The 18,441-nt window shown below is 33.5% G+C and carries 14 protein-coding genes; 13 read left to right on the plus strand and 1 reads right to left on the minus strand.

Annotated features, from left to right (window positions below; genetic code table 11):
• Positions 1-122 precede the first annotated feature (122 nt).
• The 11 genes from rpoC to rsmI all read left to right on the plus strand — a co-directional run bounded on the left by rpoC (position 123) and on the right by rsmI (position 14,309).
• Positions 123-4,286: a DNA-directed RNA polymerase subunit beta' gene (gene rpoC, locus GXM21_RS02605; RefSeq protein ID WP_008538732.1), complete on the plus strand. Its 4,164-nt coding sequence runs from the start codon at positions 123-125 to the stop codon at positions 4,284-4,286.
• A gap of 294 nt (positions 4,287-4,580) precedes the next feature.
• The gene (gene tkt, locus GXM21_RS02610) at positions 4,581-6,566 is read left to right on the plus strand and encodes a transketolase (protein WP_008538731.1); all 1,986 of its coding nucleotides are present in this window, start codon (positions 4,581-4,583) and stop codon (positions 6,564-6,566) included.
• A gap of 198 nt (positions 6,567-6,764) precedes the next feature.
• Entirely contained in the window at positions 6,765-7,883 is a 1,119-nt protein-coding gene (locus GXM21_RS02615) for a type III PLP-dependent enzyme (protein ID WP_008538730.1), read from the plus strand.
• Between the two features lie 5 nt (positions 7,884-7,888).
• Positions 7,889-8,092, plus strand: coding sequence for a hypothetical protein (locus tag GXM21_RS02620; RefSeq protein ID WP_039881336.1), 204 nt, complete (start codon positions 7,889-7,891; stop codon positions 8,090-8,092).
• Between the two features lie 111 nt (positions 8,093-8,203).
• A complete protein-coding gene (locus GXM21_RS02625; protein ID WP_008538728.1) occupies positions 8,204-9,658 on the plus strand; it encodes an aminotransferase class I/II-fold pyridoxal phosphate-dependent enzyme in 1,455 nt (484 codons plus the stop codon).
• Positions 9,658-10,332 (plus strand): dTMP kinase, encoded by a 675-nt coding sequence (locus GXM21_RS02630; protein WP_008538727.1) that lies wholly within the window; start codon positions 9,658-9,660, stop codon positions 10,330-10,332. Before GXM21_RS02625 ends, GXM21_RS02630 begins: the two co-directional genes overlap by 1 nt.
• Before the next feature lie 148 nt (positions 10,333-10,480).
• A complete protein-coding gene (locus GXM21_RS02635) occupies positions 10,481-10,840 on the plus strand; it encodes a hypothetical protein (protein WP_008538726.1) in 360 nt (119 codons plus the stop codon).
• A gap of 1 nt (position 10,841) precedes the next feature.
• Positions 10,842-11,834 (plus strand): DNA polymerase III subunit delta', encoded by a 993-nt coding sequence (gene holB / locus GXM21_RS02640; RefSeq protein ID WP_008538725.1) that lies wholly within the window; start codon positions 10,842-10,844, stop codon positions 11,832-11,834.
• A gap of 26 nt (positions 11,835-11,860) precedes the next feature.
• Positions 11,861-12,688, plus strand: coding sequence for a PSP1 domain-containing protein (locus GXM21_RS02645; protein WP_008538724.1), 828 nt, complete (start codon positions 11,861-11,863; stop codon positions 12,686-12,688).
• Positions 12,678-13,433: a tRNA1(Val) (adenine(37)-N6)-methyltransferase gene (locus tag GXM21_RS02650; protein WP_018999623.1), complete on the plus strand. Its 756-nt coding sequence runs from the start codon at positions 12,678-12,680 to the stop codon at positions 13,431-13,433. The genes GXM21_RS02645 and GXM21_RS02650 overlap by 11 nt, the downstream gene beginning before the upstream one ends.
• Before the next feature lie 18 nt (positions 13,434-13,451).
• Positions 13,452-14,309, plus strand: coding sequence for a 16S rRNA (cytidine(1402)-2'-O)-methyltransferase (rsmI, locus tag GXM21_RS02655; RefSeq protein WP_008538722.1), 858 nt, complete (start codon positions 13,452-13,454; stop codon positions 14,307-14,309).
• Positions 14,310-14,385: 76 nt separating this feature from the next.
• On the opposite strand, the gene GXM21_RS02660 is transcribed toward rsmI, so the two are convergent.
• On the minus strand, positions 14,386-15,399 hold the full coding sequence (locus GXM21_RS02660; RefSeq protein WP_008538721.1) for a hypothetical protein: 1,014 nt from the start codon (positions 15,397-15,399) through the stop codon (positions 14,386-14,388).
• A 130-nt stretch (positions 15,400-15,529) separates the two neighbouring features.
• On the opposite strand from GXM21_RS02660, the gene metG reads away from it, so the two are divergent.
• Both metG and GXM21_RS02670 read left to right on the plus strand, forming a co-directional pair.
• Positions 15,530-17,479: a methionine--tRNA ligase gene (gene metG / locus GXM21_RS02665; protein WP_008538719.1), complete on the plus strand. Its 1,950-nt coding sequence runs from the start codon at positions 15,530-15,532 to the stop codon at positions 17,477-17,479.
• Positions 17,479-18,243 carry a TatD family hydrolase gene (locus GXM21_RS02670; protein ID WP_008538717.1) on the plus strand — a complete coding sequence of 255 codons (765 nt, stop codon included), beginning with the start codon at positions 17,479-17,481 and terminating at the stop codon, positions 18,241-18,243. Before metG ends, GXM21_RS02670 begins: the two co-directional genes overlap by 1 nt.
• Positions 18,244-18,441 lie beyond the last annotated feature (198 nt).

An 18,441-nucleotide genomic window follows, 5' to 3' on the forward strand; every position in this document is an offset into this window, starting at 1 on the left:
ATAAATGCTCTTAATCAATAAATTGAAATAGTGATATAGTAATGTAGGTAACTTTTATTTGTTTAATAAAAGTTTTTTAACAGATGCAAGGCTGAATTTTAAAGAAAGGGAGTGACAGCCCCTTGTTAGATGTAAATAATTTTGATTCTATGCGCATAGGACTAGCTTCTCCAGAAAAGATTCGTGAATGGTCTTATGGCGAAGTAAAAAAACCAGAAACTATCAATTATCGTACTTTAAAACCTGAACGTGATGGTTTGTTCTGTGAAAGAATTTTTGGTCCTACACGTGACTGGGAATGTCATTGCGGTAAATACAAACGCATTCGTTATAAAGGTATTGTCTGTGACCGTTGTGGCGTAGAAGTAACTCGTGCAAAAGTACGTCGTGAACGTATGGGTCATATAGAGCTCGCTGCACCAGTATCTCACATTTGGTACTTTAAAGGCATTCCAAGTCGTATGGGTCTTATCTTAGATGTATCACCTCGTTCTTTAGAGAAAGTATTATACTTTGCTTCTTATATAGTATTAGATCCAGGCGATACACCTCTTATTAAAAAGCAACTTTTATCCGAAAATGAATACCGTGAGTATTATGATAAATATGGCTCTAGCTTCAAAGTAGGCATGGGTGCTGAAGCGGTAAAACAGCTTTTAGAAGAATTAGATTTAGATAAAATGAATAAAGAATTACGTGAAGAACTTCGTACTTCTAGCGGTCAGCGTAAAGTTCGTGCTATTCGTCGCTTAGAAGTAGTAGAAGCTTTCCGTAAATCTGGCAATAAACCATCTTGGATGATTCTTGATGTAGTACCAGTTATTCCACCAGAATTACGTCCAATGGTTCAATTAGATGGTGGTCGTTTTGCTACGTCTGACTTAAATGATTTATATCGTCGTGTTATCAACCGTAATAATCGTTTAAAACGTTTATTAGACTTAGGTGCACCAGATATTATCGTGCGCAATGAAAAACGTATGCTTCAAGAAGCAGTTGACGCACTTATCGATAATGGTCGCCGTGGTCGTGCTGTAACAGGCCCTGGTAACCGTCCACTTAAATCTTTAAGTGATATGCTCAAAGGTAAACAAGGTCGTTTCCGTCAGAACTTATTAGGTAAACGTGTTGACTACTCTGGTCGTTCCGTTATCGTTGTAGGTCCTGAACTTAAACTTCATCAATGTGGTTTACCAAAAGAAATGGCTCTTGAATTATTCAAACCATTTGTAATGAAAAAACTTGTAAATTCTGGACTTGCACACAATATTAAATCTGCAAAACGCATGGTTGAACGTATTCGTCCAGAAGTTTGGGATGTATTAGAAGAAGTTATTAAAGAACATCCAGTTCTTTTAAACCGTGCCCCTACGCTTCACCGTCTTGGTATTCAGGCTTTTGAACCTGTACTCACAGAAGGTCGTGCACTTAAATTACATCCACTTGCTTGTACAGCTTACAACGCTGACTTCGATGGTGACCAGATGGCTATTCACCTTCCACTTTCAGCAGAAGCTCAAGCAGAAGCTCGTATTTTAATGCTTGCTGCTAACCACATCTTAGCACCAAAAGATGGTGGCCCAATTATCACTCCATCTCAGGATATGGTACTTGGTTCTTACTATTTAACAATCCTTCGTCCAAATGCACAAGGAGAAGGAAAAGTATTTACTGGTATAAATGAAGCTATTTTAGCTCATCAACATAAAAATCTTCAATTACAAGCATTAATTCAGGTTCGTATGGAAGGATATGGCCTTGTAAAAACAACTCTTGGTCGTATGATTTTCAATGAAATTCTTCCTCCTGAAATTCGCGATTTCTATCAAGTAACAAAAGTTTCCTTAGAAGCTGATACACCAGAAGCTCGTGAAGCTTTAATTAAAGGCTTAAAAGGTAAAAAGATGGCTGAGCCAATCGTTAATAGCGAAGGTAAAGAAATCGTTCCAGCCGATACAGCTGTTGATGCTGGTTATATTAAAAACTTACTTGCTAGTGATGCTAAAGAAGCTATTGTTCATGGTGGTAACTCTGGACAATGGTATCTCGGTTACAAAACAGGTAAAAAAGAACTTGGTAAATTAGTTGCTAGATGCTTTGAAACATTTGGTGGTTCTAAAACTGCTGAAGTAATTGATAATGTTAAAAACTTAGGTTACCATTATGCTTGTCTTGCTGGTATGACAGTTGCTATCTCTGATATTATTGTTCCACCAGAAAAGAAAGAAATTTTGGCAGCTACAGAAAAAGTTGTTAACCGTGTTGAACGCGACTATAATCGTGGTCTTATCACTGAAGACGAACGTTATAAGAAAGTTGTAAAACTTTGGAGCGATGCTACAGATGACGTTGCTGATGCGATGATGGCTAACATGGATACATTCAATAATATCTTCATGATGGCTGACTCCGGTGCCCGCGGTAACAGACAGCAGATGCGTCAGCTCGCTGGTATGCGTGGTCTTATGGCTGATCCATCTGGTAAAATCATCGACTTACCAATCAAAGCAAACTTCCGTGAAGGCTTAACAGTGTCTGATTACTTTATTTCTTCTCATGGTGCTCGTAAAGGTCTTGCCGATACAGCACTTAGAACAGCTGACTCTGGTTACCTCACTCGTCGTCTTGTTGACGTTGCTCAAGACGTTATCGTTCGTGAAGATGACTGTGACGTTGTAGGTATTAACCTCGTACGTGAACGTGCAAAACTCGCTGCATCTTCTAGCGCTGCAATCAAAGAACTTGGCGATAGCTTAAAAGGCCGTGTGCTTGCAAATGATATCGTTAGTCCAAAAACAGGCGAAGTTCTTTATGCTGCAGATACTACACTTGATGAAGAAGCTCTTAATACTATTGGTGAATATAATGTTAGCGAAATCGTACTCAAAGGTTCCGCTATTTATGAAGGACTCAACTCCATGTCCACTGAAACAATAGCTCTTGGTGCTCCTGAAGAAAATGTACGTAAATCCATTAAACATGCTATGATGCATGAAATGCTTGGTAAAAATACAACTGATGCTGTTTATGATAGCACAGGCGCAGAAATCATTCCTGCAAATACACCACTTACAGAAGAATATATCGAAGCTGTATTAAATAGCGATGCGAAAGAAGTTAAAGTTCGCAATAACAACATTCGTGGTATCGAAGTTGAAGCTATTAAAGAAGGTAACGGTATTATCGAATCTCTTGAAGATCGTATCGTAGGACGTGTATTAGCTGAAGATATCATTGATCCTGCTACTGGTGAAAAAATCGCTTCTCTTAACGAAACTGTTACACCAGCTCTTGCTAAAGCAATTTGTAAAGTACGTGAAAAAGTTTCTATTCGTAGCGTACTCACATGTAAATCTCAGCTTGGTGTATGTATTAAATGTTATGGTCAAGACCTTGCTACAGCTAATCAGGTTGAAGTTGGTGAAGCAGTTGGTATTATCGCTGCTCAATCTATCGGTGAACCTGGTACACAGCTTACAATGCGTACATTCCACTCCGGTGGGGTTGCCAGTGACGAAGATATCACACAGGGTCTTCCACGTGTTGAAGAATTGTTCGAAGCAAGAAAACCAAAACATCATGCTATCATTGCTGAAATCGAAGGTACTGTTCTCATTTCCGAAGATAAAGAAATGCGCATAGTTACTATTACACCAGATGAAGGCGAATCTAGAGAATATTTAATTCCTTATGGTTCTCGTCTCATTGTTAAAAATGGTGCAAGAATTAAACCTGGTGATAAAATCACTGAAGGTTCTATTAATCCACATGATATCTTACGTATTTGTGGTTTACGTGAAACTCAGCGTTACCTCGTATACGAAGTACAAAAAGTATATAAATCTCAGGGTGTTGGTATCAACGATAAACATATTGAAGTTATGGTTCGTCAGATGCTTCATAAAGTTAAAATTGAAGATTCTGGTGACACTGATTTCCTCCCTGGCGAATATATTGATATCAATAGCTTTGAATCTGCAAATGCTAAAGCTATTGAAGAAGGCGGTATTCCAGCCGTTGCTCGTCCAATCCTCTTAGGTATTACAAAAGCTTCCTTGGCAACAGATTCCTTCTTATCTGCAGCATCATTCCAAGAAACTACTCGTGTTCTTACTGATGCAGCTATCAAAGGTAAGGTTGATCCACTTATCGGTCTTAAGGAAAATGTTATCATCGGTAAATTAATTCCTGCTGGTACTGGTATGAGTAGATATAGAAATATTAATGTAGTAGATTTAGATGCTGCTGAACATGAAGCACAAGAAGAAACTACAGTTACTGAATAAGATTAATAAAAAGCAAGATACTTTATTGTATCTTGCTTTTCTTTTTTATGAAATTAATTTTTTATGAAATTAATTATAAAAAAAGAAAAAATATAGATTTATTGATACTTTATAAATCTATTTGTTGAAAAAAAATGAAATATCCATTATAATAAAATTTGTTTGATTAGATAAGTTGTATTTTGTTAAAGAAAGTTGTAATACAACATTAGGAGGTATATAAGTTTATATAAAATATTTAAAAATATATAAAAATATATATAAATCCTAAAATTAAAAAAGGGGTAGTAAAAAATGACAGACATTAATAATTTATCAGTTAATGCCATTCGTGTATTAGCAGCAGATGAAGTACAGAAAGCAAATTCTGGACATCCAGGTCTTCCACTTGGCTGTGCACCAGTTGCTTATGAACTTTGGGGCAAACATATGAACCACAATCCTAAAAATCCTAAATGGGTTAATCGTGACCGTTTCATTTTATCCGGTGGACATGGTTCTTCTATGCTTTATGCTCTTTTACATTTATTTGGTTATGGCTTAACTGTAGAAGATCTTAAAAATTTCCGTCAAGATGGTTCCTTAACTCCAGGTCATCCAGAATATGGTCATACTGTTGGTGTTGAAGCTACTACTGGTCCACTTGGTGCTGGTATGGGTATGGCTGTTGGTATGGCTATGGCTGAAGCTCATTTAGCTGCAACTTTCAATAAACCAGAATTCCCTGTTGTAGACCACTACACTTATGTATTAGGTGGAGATGGCTGTATGATGGAAGGTATTTCTTCTGAAGCATTTTCTTTAGCTGGTACATTAGGTCTTAGCAAATTAATCGTTATTTATGATAGCAACAAAATCTCCATTGAAGGTAGCACAGATATTGCTTTCACTGAAAATGTACAAAAACGTATGGAAGCATTTGGTTTCCAAACTATCACTGTTGAAGATGGTAACGATTTAGAAGCTATCGGCAAAGCTATTGAAAAAGCAAAAGCTGATAAAACTCGTCCTTCTTTCATCACTGTTAGAACTCAAATCGGTTATGGTTGCCCTGCAAAACAAGGTAAAGCTTCCGCTCATGGTGAACCTCTTGGTGTAGACAATGTAAAAGCTATGAGAGAATTCTTAGGCTGGGAAAGTGAAGAAGCTTTCTATGTTCCACAAGAAGTTTATGATAACTACAATAAATTAGCTGAAAATGGTGCTAAAGCTGAAGAAGCTTGGAATACACTCTTTGCTGATTATTGTGCAAAATACCCTGAATTAAAAGCTCTTTGGGATAAATACTTCGGTGAAGTTGATGCTAAAGGTCTTCTTGAAGATGAAGAATTCTGGGCTTATGAAGATAAAGCAGTAGCAACTCGTGCTCTTTCTGGTACAATGATCAACCGCTTAAAAGATAGATTACCAAATCTCTTCGGTGGTAGTGCTGACCTTGCTCCTTCTAACAAAACTCATATGAATGATGCTGGCGATTTCAGCAAAGATGATTATCTTGGCAGAAACTTACACTTTGGTGTTCGTGAATTCGCTATGGCAGCTATCGTAAATGGTATTCAATTACATGGTGGTTTAATCTCTTATGGTGCTACATTCTTCGTATTTAGCGATTATACAAAACCAATGCTTCGTTTAGCTTCCTTGATGAACTTACCTGTAACAATGGTATTCACTCATGATAGTATCGGTGTTGGTGAAGATGGTCCTACACATGAACCTATTGAACAATATGCTATGCTTCGTTCTTTACCAAACTTCAACTTATTCCGTCCAGCTGATGCTACAGAAACAGCTGCTGGTTGGTATTTAGCTGTAACAAGCAAAACTACTCCAACAGGTCTTGTATTGACTCGTCAGAACTTACCACAGCTTCCTGGTAGCTCCAAAGAAGCATTAAAAGGTGGTTATGTAATCGCTGATTCCACTAAAGAAATTCCAGATGCAATCATTATCGCAACTGGTTCAGAAGTATCTTTAGCTTTAGATGCTAAAGCAGAATTAGCAAAAGAAGATATTGATGTTCGCGTAGTAAGTATGCCTTGCGTAGACTTATTTGAACAACAATCCGCTGAATACAAAGAAGCAGTTCTTCCAAAAGCTATCCGCGCACGTGTAGCTGTAGAAGCTGGTACTGATTTTGGTTGGGGTAAATATGTAGGTTTAGATGGTGCTGTTGTAACTATGCATGGTTTCGGTGCTTCTGCTCCTGCTGGTATCTTATTCAAAAAATTCGGCTTCACTACTGAAAATGTAGTAAATACTGTTAAATCTGTTCTTTAATAAGTAGTAAATATTTTTATAGAAAAAGACGATTGTCTATGGCAATCGTCTTTTTTGTATTTTTACATAAAAATAATAAAATTTTATAACAATTTTAGTTAAAAAGTAGTATAATGTTGTAAGTTTATAAAATGCGTTTTATAAACATCATTTGTTAATGCACATCAAAGATACTGTGCGAAGAATAAGGGGAGTGTTATGAAAAGTTTTAAACTGACAAAAGAAGAAGCTACAATGTTAGCACAAAAATATGCTACACCATTAGAGGTGATTTCTTTAGAGCATATTGAGGAAAATTATAATTTATTGTGCAAACATATACCGAGGTTGAAGGTTTTTTATGCAATCAAAGCTAATTCAGCGAAATGTATTTTGGAAAAGCTGATAAAATTAGGCTCTAATTTTGATGTCGCTTCAGCCGGAGAGATAAGGCTATTGTCTAAAATGGGTGTATCAGGGGAGAAAATGATTTATGCTAATCCTGTAAAGACGATAGAAGGGCTGATTGAAGCTAGTAAGGTAGGTATAAAGCGATTTACTTTTGACAGTGAAAATGAAATTGATAAAATAAAAAAATATGTACCAGATGCAGAAGTTTTAGCTCGTGTGAAGATTAAACAATCTGATGCTATTGTGAATTTAAATATAAAATTTGGTGCAGATGAAACTAAAATTTTAGATTTATTAAATTATGCAAAAGCAAATGGTTTAAAAGCAAATGGGATATGTTTTCATGTAGGTAGTCAGGTTTTATCTACAAAATCATATGAAAGGGCATTTTCATTAGCACGAGGTTTAATAGATAGATTAAAAGCTAGTGGGATTGATATAAAATATATGGATATCGGTGGCGGTTTACCTGTAGCATGTTTAGATAAAGATGTTGATGCAGAAAAAATCATGAAAAATATAAATGATTGTTTAGTTGATTTTGAAGATGTAGAAGTTTGGGCTGAACCTGGTCGATATATTTGCGGTAATGCAGTAAATGTGATTACTTCTATAATTGGTAAACAAATGCGTGATGAAAAACAATGGTATTATATAGATGATGGTATATATGGTTCTTTTTCGGGAATTTTATTTGACCATTGGGATTATGATATAATATCATTGAAAGATGAAGATAATACTTATGAAAAAGCCACTATAGCAGGCCCAAGTTGTGATTCGTTGGATATAGTAAAAAAAGAAATGTATTGCCCTAAATTAGATGAGGGTGATTTATTAATAGCCTTAAATGCTGGGGCTTATAGTAAAGTATCAGCTACAACTTTTAATGGCTTTTCTTTACCAAAAACAGTGGCATTAGAATAGTATTTTTGAGAGGAGGAAATACCATAAATAAAGCATCTATTGCCAATTTATTAGTGATTGTTTTAGTTTTATGTGGTATATTTTTTACAATGTCTCCTGAAAGCCAAGAAGGATATAGTTCTTTTATGGAAATAATGTTAGGTTTAGTAGGGGCATTTGTAGTTGTAACTGTCGTTAGAATGATAGTGGCAAATAAAAGAAATAAATAAAGTAAAATAGTTAAAATTAATTTATTTAATATTGAGATTAAAATTCCTATATTTTTATATAGGAATTTTTTTTATGATATACTAGATTTAGTTTTAAAAGGAGGTTTTTTGATGGAGCAAAATAATACACCTTTGTATACAGCAATGAAAAAATATATTGAAGATAAAGCAATGGCTTTTCATACACCAGGACATAAACAAGGCAAAGGTGCTGCAAATGAACTTCATGAAATGATAACAGATACAGGTCTTAAGATGGAAGTATCTTTGATGGAAGAATTAGATGATATACATGGAGCTTCTACGTGTATAAAACAGGCACAAGATTTGGCAAGTGATTTATATGGTGCAGATGAAACTAGATTTTTTATCAATGGAACAACAGGTGCTATTCATGCGATGATTTTAACAGCTGTAAATTCTGGTGATAAAATCATCATACCTAGAAATGCACATCGTTCCGTACTTGGCGGTTTGGTTTTGGCTGGGGCGATACCTGTATTTATTCAACCAGAAATAGATGAAAATTTAGGTATTGCTATGAGCATTACGAAAACTGAATTAGAAAAAGTAATACGTGAAAATAAAGATGCTAAAGCTGTAGTAATGGTTTATCCTACATATTATGGAGTGGCAGGGGATATACAAAGTATAGCTAATTTAGTGCATGAAAATAATATGTTATTATTAGTTGATGAAGCACATGGGCCACACTTAGCTTTTTGCGATAAATTGCCAATACAAGCATTATCAGCAGGAGCAGATATTGTTGCACAAAGTACGCATAAAATAGTAGGTTCAATGACGCAAACTTCTTTATTGCATATGAAAAAACAACACGTAGATATAGAGCGTTTTAATAAAATGTGCAGTTTAGTGCAGTCGACAAGCCCTAATTATTTATTGTTAGCTTCACTTGATATAGCACGCAGACAGATGGCAATGGAAGGTAGAGATTTAGTCGGTAGAGCTGTGCAATTAGCGGAAGATTTACGTGAGCAAATCAATAAAATCCCCAATTTAAGCTGTTTTGGTCGTGAATATATGAACAGTGAAGGCAAATATGATTTAGATGTAACAAAAATAACTGTTTGTGTGCGTAAATTGGGGATAAGTGGAGCTCAGGCAGAACAGATTTTGCGACATAAATATAAAATTCAATGTGAATTATCCGATATGTATAATTTATTATTCATTATTTCTTACGCTGATAGTGAGAAAGAATGTGAGTATTTATTAAATGCTTTGCAAGAATTAGCAAAATCTTTTCAGGATAAAGAGACAAATCCTTTAGTACAGATTAATTTGCCAAGTATTCCTCATTATGTTTTATCACCAAGACAAGCAATGTTTGCTAAGACGAAGAAAGTAAAATTTGAGCAAAGTGTAGGCAAAATAGCTGGGGAATTGATTACATTTTATCCACCGGGAATACCTGTGATTTATCCAGGGGAAGAAATAAGTCAAGAAATTATTGATTATGTATTGTTGCAAAAACAAAACGGGGGCAATATAATAGGCCCAGAAGATACGAATTTAGAAAATATTAATATAGTGGAGGAATAATGGTGAAAGGAAAGCTCATAATCATTGAAGCTGGTGATGGTTGTGGTAAAGCTACACAAACTAAGCTTTTATATGATAGATTAAATCAAGCAGGTTACAAGGTAAAAAAAATAGAGTATCCAGATTATGAAAGTCCAGCATGTACACCGGTAAAAATGTATTTGCAAGGTGAGTTTGGCGGTCATGTAGATGATGTAAATGCCTATGCTGCTTCTGTATTATTTGCTGTGGATAGATATGCTTCATATCGCATGAAATGGAAAAAAGATTACGAAGAAGGCACTATTATTTTAGCGGATAGATATACTACTTCTAATATGGTTCATCAAGCTGTAAAAATAGAAGATAGCAAAATGCGTGATGAATTTTTATCATGGCTTTGGGATACAGAATTTACGAAAATGGGACTTCCAGTGCCGGATAAAGTTATTTTCTTGAATATGCCACCAGATATCAGCAATAAATTGATTGATAATAGAGCTAAAAAAGATAATCGCAAAAAAGATATTCATGAACAGGATAAAAATTATTTAGAAAAATGCCATGAAGTTTATCAAGAAATGGCAAATCGCTATGATTGGGATATCGTAGAATGTGCAAAGGATAATCAGTTAAGAACTATAGAAGAAATTCATGAAGATGTTTGGCAAAAAATTCAAGGTCTGATTAAATAAAAATAGTAGATAAAAGTCTATAAACTTTATAATTAAATAGCTTTATGATATACTAAGTTTTAGTCATAAAAAATAAATTATGGCTAAAACTTTTTTATTAATGAAAATTTTGCTATCTAAATATATGTAAGAGTAAAGGATGTTCAGTATGAGTCAAGAAAAGAATAGCATATTGAAAGATGATTTCTATTCCATGATACAGATGCAACGCGTAAAAGTAGATGATGAATATAAATTATTATTGCAAAATCCTAATAATGAACAGATGCAAGTATATCAAACACTCATTAAAGATTTTGTAACTATGGCTGTAAAACAATTTTATATTGTCGTGATGAGTTCTGCTAAAGAGGAATTATCACAATATAATTTATACGATTATGCAAATAAAGTAGATGATTTATTATTAAATATCAATCAATGTATTGAAAATGAAGATACAGTATCTTTGACACAATATCATAAGCAAATAGATGAACTTTTAGATAAGTTTATCTACATAAATTAAGATGATTAGTTGGCAAAATATTTATGGGCATGAGCAAATAAAAGCGGATTTACAATTATTATTGCAAGAAAATAAATTGCCTCATGCCTTATTATTTTCAGGAATTGATGGTATTGGTAAATTATTGACGGCTAAGATGTTAGCTAAATCGCTACTTTGCTGTAATTCGCAACAAGGCAATATGGCTTGTGGTTATTGTAATTCTTGCAAGATGTTTGATGAACAAAATCACCCTGATTTTTATTATTTGGAGCCAGAAGGTAAAACAAGAAAATTGATTAAGATTGAGCAAATTCGTCAAATACAAGCAAAAATAGCTTTATCGCCATATCTGTCAGATAAACAAGTGGTGATTATAAATGATGCTCAATATTTAAATGATACAGCAGGAAACAGTTTGCTTAAGACTCTAGAAGAGCCAATAGGTGAAGTGTTTTTTATTTTAATCACTTCTAATAAAGATATGATACTGCCTACTATATTATCGCGTTGTATGAAGATATATTTTGCGCCTCTTTCTTATCTAGATGTGGCGAAGGTTTTACAACAAAAAATACAGATTGAAGAAGATAAAGCTAAAATCATTGCTAGATTGTCTGGTGGCAGTATATTAAAAGCTATGCAATTTATTGATGATGATGCTCTAGCCTTAAGACAAAAGGCGTTATCTTGTCTTCAAGACAATTTTTCCATAAAAGATATATGGTCATTTATTGATGAATTATCAAGTTTTGAGCGAAATAAGATAAATGATATAATGAGTCATTTACAAATGCTATTGAGAGACTTATTACTGATGAAGGTTAATAAAGATAGTGATATTATTTATAATCAGGATATAAAAGATGATTTATTGAATATACAAAACAAGTATGATGAAGTTAATCTATTAACTAAATTGACCTTAGTAGAAGAGATTTTAAAACGGTTAAATTCTAATGCAGATATAAAACTCATCTTGCAGAAATTTATTTTAGATTGGCAAAATAAATAAACGAGAAATAGACAGGAGGGCACTTTGTGCAGACCGTTGTAGGTGTAAGATTTAAAAAAGCTTGTAAAATATATTATTTTGGGTTAGGTGGATTGGAATTAGCCCAAGGTGATGGCGTAGTAGTAAAAACTGCTCGTGGTGTTGAATTTGGAACAGTTGTTATAGGGCCACGTGATGTACCAGATTCAGAAGTTGTACAGCCATTAAAAGATGTACAAAGAAAAGCAACACAAGAAGATATTGATAAATTGGCAGAAAACAGCGAAAAGGAAAAAGAAGCTTATGCTATTTGTGAAGAGAAAATTCGCTTGCGTGAATTGCCAATGAAACTCATCAGCGTAGAATATACTCTTGATGTGAATAAGATAATTTTTTATTTCACTGCTGAAGGTAGAATTGACTTTAGAGAATTAGTAAAAGATTTGGCAGCAGTATTCCATACTCGCATTGAGCTTCGTCAAATTGGCGTACGTGATGAAGCAAAATTATTAGGTGGAATAGGTTGCTGTGGTAGACCACTTTGCTGTGCTACTTTTTTAGGCGATTTTGAGCCAGTATCCATTCGCATGGCGAAAGACCAGAGTTTATCTTTAAATCCAACAAAAATATCTGGTATTTGCGGTCGTTTGATGTGTTGTTTAAAATATGAAAATGATTTATACCAAGGTTGTTGCAAACAAAATAGTATTATTGCTCCGCCAAAACAAGGTAGTCGTGTAGTATCTATGGAAGGCGAAGGAAAAGCTATTTCTATCAATATGCAAAAACGTACTGTAACGGTATTATTAGACTCTAAAAAAACTATTGTGGCTTCATGGGAAGATGTTGTAGAAAAAGATGACGATGATATCTGATTGGAATTTAAATTTAAAAGAAAATGAACGTATAGATGATTTATTAGCTGGCGGATTGAAAATAATTCAAAACAATAAAGAATTTTGTTTTTCCATTGATGCTGTATTATTAGCACATTTTGTAACTGTACGTAAAAATGCTAAAGGATTAGATTTAGGCACAGGAACAGGTGTTATTCCCTTATTATTATCCAATAGAGCGATGAAAATGGACGCTTTGGAGATAAATCCTGTAACTTGTGAAATTGCCAAACGCAATATGGTCATGAATAAACTTCAAGACAAGATTTGCGTTCAAGAAGGCGATTTATGCAAGATAAAAGAATATTATAAACCTCAATCTATGGATTTTGTCGTATCTAATCCACCTTATCGTCAAATAAATCAAGGTCATTTAAATATTTTAGATGGAGTGGCAAGAGCTAGACATGAAATAACAGCTACACTTGATGATGTAGTGCGTGCAGGTAGTTTTGTATTGAAGAGAAAAGGTCGTTTTGCCATGGTACATTTGCCAGAGCGACTAGGCGAAATCATGGTGGCTTTTCACAAATATAATATTGAAGCGAAAAGACTGCAATTAGTACAACCAAAACGAGATAAAGCACCGAATATAGTCTTGATTGAAGGTGTCAAAGAAGGCGCTCCAGGTGGATTGAGTGTAGAGCCAGCGCTTATTGTCCATGAAGATAATGGTGATTATACAAGAAAATTAATGGAATATTATTATCCAGATAGATTGTAAGAGGTGAGGTGAATATATATGATAGAAAATAAAAATGGCTGTTTATATTTAGTAGCTACTCCTATTGGAAATTTAGAAGATATGACTTATCGTGGAGTTAGAATTTTAAATGAAGTAGATTTAATAGCAGCTGAAGATACAAGAAATACACGAAAATTATTATCACATTATGATATTCATACGGCGCTTACAAGCTATCATGAACATAATAAATTTGAAAAAGGGCCACAGCTTATAACAAAACTTCAAGAAGGATTAAATATCGCTGTAGTAAGTGATGCAGGTCTTCCAGGAATTGCTGACCCTGGTACGCATTTAGCACAACTAGCAATACAGGAAGGTATAAAAGTAACGCCTATTCCTGGAGCAAATGCAGCACTATCGGCACTTATTTGTTCTGGTATAGATACAAGAAAATTCACTTTCATAGGATTTTTGCCCAAGACAAGCAAAAAGCGCAAAGAATTATTAGAGGCTATAAAACTTAGAGAAGAAACATTGATTTTTTATGAAACACCATATCATCTAAAAGATATGTTGAAAGAATTAATGAATGTTTTAGGCAAAGATAGACAGGCTTCAACTTGTAGAGAGCTTACGAAAAAATTTGAAGAATTTAATCGTGGCACTTTAGAAGAATTGGTAAATTTCTTCCATGAAAATGAACCTCGTGGTGAATTTGTAGTTATTGTATCTGGAATTACTGAAGAAATGTTAAATGAACAAGAAGATACAAAAGAAGATATCTCTCCTGTGAAATATGTGCAGGACTTAATGGAAAAGGGTATAAACAAAAAAGAAGCTATGCGTATGGCTGCAAAAGCTTTAAATATGAGTAGACGAGATATTTATCAAGCATTGTTAAAAGATGATTGATATTTTATGTATTTGATATAAAATAAAAACTCTGCTATATCTAAATTGATATTTTGGATATAACAGAGTTTTTTTATTAAAGCTTAGATAATAGAGTTGTTTGTGTTGGTTGAGGTAAATCTGTTTCAGGAAGTGGAAGCGCAGAAGATTTTACTTCTTGAGGAATTTCATCAACTGTAGTGTTGTTTAGATGAGAAATTCTAATATTTAAATTGAATTTGCTGAGATTTAGATAATTTTTGAAAGTATTGCGCAATACATAACCATTCATATCAGAAAATTCTTCATCAGGAATACTATCTAAAACTTCATTACCAAATTCTTGAATATTATTGGAGAAATCTGTTTTTAAATTAGTTATGGATAGAGATTTTTTATCAATGGTCAATTCATAACTAATCTTTCTAGGTTTAGCAAGACTTTCTACTAATTGAGGATTTTTGGCTAGTAGATTATCTAGTTTTTCTAAATTTTGCTTTTGTTTATCATCTTTAGCATAAAGCGTTTTTAATTCTGCCTTCATGCCTTCATCTAAAATTGGTCTAGTATAAGTTACATAGATTTTAGCAGTATTTTTATTCACATCATACATAAATATATTAGTGATATTTTGAGTGAATTTATCTAAATTAAATTGTTTTTTTTGGGAGAATAATTCATTGGCATTATCAGCAAGTGTTGTACTAGATATATACCATTGGTCAGGATTTATATCATTGATAAGAGGAGTTGTTTTCATCTTTAAATATTGATTTAAATTAGTATCAGCAATCTCAGTATAAAATTGAGTTGTAGCTTCAAATTTAATAGTATCTATCCAGCTATTAAAAGAAATATTTATATTACCAGATGTATTCATTAATTCAGAGTATTTACCATCGACAATGATATCACCATCAGCAAGTGGACTTGTCATAGATAAATTGATTTTATAAGTCAAATTTTTAGCATTAGCAGTATTTTCTACAGCTTGTTTGAGGTAATCAATGGCTTCATCTTGTGCTTTATTAGCAAAAACTGTGCTACTAAAACAAAATACAAATAAAGATAATAGTAAAATTAATAAATGCTTCGATTTCATAGTATTCATAGTATCGCCACCTTTATACTTTTTCTTTAATTATACCATAGATTATTAGTAGGTTAATATTTTTATTATGGATTTTTTTGTATTTGTTGTATAATAAATTAGATACAAATTTTTAAAGGAGGAATTATTGTTGGCTAAACAATCTTTTTATATAACTACGCCAATTTATTATCCTAGTGCAAAACTTCATATCGGTCATGCTTATTGTACAACAATTGCAGATAGTATTGCTCGTTATAAACGTTTATCCGATTTTGATGTATTTTTCTTAACTGGTTCTGATGAACACGGTCAAAAAATTGAACAGAAAGCCGAAGAACAAGGCGTTACTCCTATTGAATATGTAGATAAAATAGTTGCAGGCTTCCAAAATTTATGGAAAAGATTAAATATCTCTAATGACGATTTCATTCGTACTACACAAAAACGCCATGAAAAAGTAGTACAAGAAGTTTTCAAACGCATTTATGAAAAAGGCGATATTTATAAAGGTGCATATAAAGGCTTATATTGCACACCTTGCGAAAGCTTCTGGCTCGAACGTCAATTAGTTGATGGTAAATGCCCAGATTGCGGTCGTGAAGTGAAAGAAGTAGCAGAAGAAGCATATTTCTTCAAGATTTCTAAATATGCTGATCGCTTACTTGAATATATTGAAGCAAATCCAGATTTCATTCAGCCAGTATCTCGCAGAAATGAAATGATTAACTTCATTAAACAAGGCTTAGAAGATTTATGTATTTCTCGTACATCTTTTGACTGGGGTATTCCTGTACCAATTGATGAAAAACATGTAATTTATGTATGGTTTGATGCACTTACAAACTATTTAACACCAATTGGATATTTAGATGACCCAGAAAAATTCAACAAATTCTGGCCAGCAGACCTTCACCTCGTAGGTAAAGAAATTGTTCGCTTCCATACAATTATTTGGCCAATAATCTTAATGGCACTTGATTTACCACTTCCTAAAAAAGTATATGGTCATGGTTGGCTTATAGTTGATGGCGATAAAATGAGTAAATCTAAAGGAAATGTAATCGATCCAATCGGCTTAATTGACGAATTTGGCGCAGATGCTATCCGTTATTTCTTACTTCGTGAAATCAATTTAGGTCAAGACGGTAACTTCTCTCGTGATGCTTTGATTTCTCGTATTAATTCTGACCTTGCAAATGACCTTGGAAACTTATTACATCGTACACTTAGTATGATTAATAAATATAATAAAGGCATTATCGAACAGCCTGGCGATATTCGTGAAGTAGACCAAGCATTAATTGATGATGCTACAAAAACTATTGCTGAATATAAAAACTACATGGATAATATGAAACTCAGCGATAGCATCAAACTTGTATGGTCATTTATTAGCCGTACAAATAAATATATTGATGAAACTACTCCATGGGTTTTAGGAAAAGATGAAGCTAGAAAAGCTGAATTAAATCGTGTACTTTATGATTTAGTAGAAAGCTTACGTGCAATCAGTGTAATGATTGAGCCATTTATTCCTACTACAGCTCGTCGTATTTGGGCTCAATTGAATTTACCACAAAACTTTGATGAAATTCGCATCAGCGATATCGAAGGTTGGGGCAAAACTCCTGTAGGTATTCAAATCAATAAACCAGAACAGCTCTTCCCTCGTATTGAAATCGAAGAAGAAAAACTAGAAGCTAAAAAAGAAGTAAAAGAAAATAAAAAAGCTAAAAAAGAAGAACAAAAAGCTCCAGAAAAAGCCAAAGAAAATGAAGATGGCATGATTGGCATAGAAGATTTTAGCAAAATTGATTTACGTGTAGTAGAAATCTTAGCTGCTGAACCTGTGCCAAAAACAGATAAACTCATGAAAATACAAGTTTCTTTAGGCGATGAAGAAAGAACAGTAGTATCTGGTATTGCTAAACACTACAAACCAGAAGATTTAATTGGCAAACATGTAGTTTTAGTTGCTAATTTAAAACCTGCAAAACTTCGTGGTGTAATGAGCCATGGTATGCTTTTAGCTGCTTCTAAAGGCGATGAACTTCAAATAGTAGAAACTACAATGCCTGTAGGTAGTAAGGTGAAATAATGTTAGTAGATACACATGCACATCTTGATGATTTAAAATACGAAGAAGATAGACAAGAAGTAATAGCTAGAGCAAAAGCTGAAGGTACAACAAGAATTATCACTATGGGTGATACTATGGAGTCTTCATTTAATGCTATTAAAATTGCAGATAATTTTGATGGTGTTTTTGCAGGAGCTGGAGTACATCCACAAGAAGCTTTGAGCATACAAAGCAATAAAGATTATGATACTTTAGCAGAACTTATGACTTTACCAAAGGTAAAAGTTTTAGGTGAAATAGGCTTAGATTATTATTATGAAAATGCTCCTCGTAAAGTTCAGCGTGAAGTATTTATTCGTCAATTAGATGTAGCAAGACAAATGCATATGCCAGTTAGCATACATGACCGTGATGCTCATGGTGATACTATGGCAATCTTGAAAAAAGAAGGAAAAGGGCTGACAGGCTCAATACATTGTTTTTCTGGTAGCTATGAAATGGCAAAAGAATTATTAAAAATGGGTTGGTTCTTAGGTGTTGATGGACCGCTTACTTTTAAAAATTCAGCAAAATTGCCAGAAATAGTGGCCAAAATTCCTTTGGAAAGATTGCTTTTAGAAACAGATTGCCCATATTTGGCACCTGTTCCTAAACGTGGTAGACGCAATGAACCAGCATATGTAAAATATATAGCAGAAAAAGTAGCAGAGATTAGAAATATTTCTTTAGAAGAAGTAGCAAATCAAACAACTAAAAACGCTATAGAAGTATTTAATTTATAAAATAAAAGCTTTTCTTTAAGTGGAAGTAAAATTCCTTTAAAGAAAAGCTTTTTTATCTTGTTTTTATATAAATAATATTAATTTTTATAGAATTGAATTATATATGTAATTAATAATTATACAAAAAACACGATAAATGATATATATGTGAAATAGATTAATTATAAGTAAAATTTCTGTATTTATTTTTATGAGCCA

Origin of the sequence: Megamonas funiformis (assembly GCF_010669225.1) — a bacterium.
GTDB classification, from domain to species: domain Bacteria; phylum Bacillota; class Negativicutes; order Selenomonadales; family Selenomonadaceae; genus Megamonas; species Megamonas funiformis.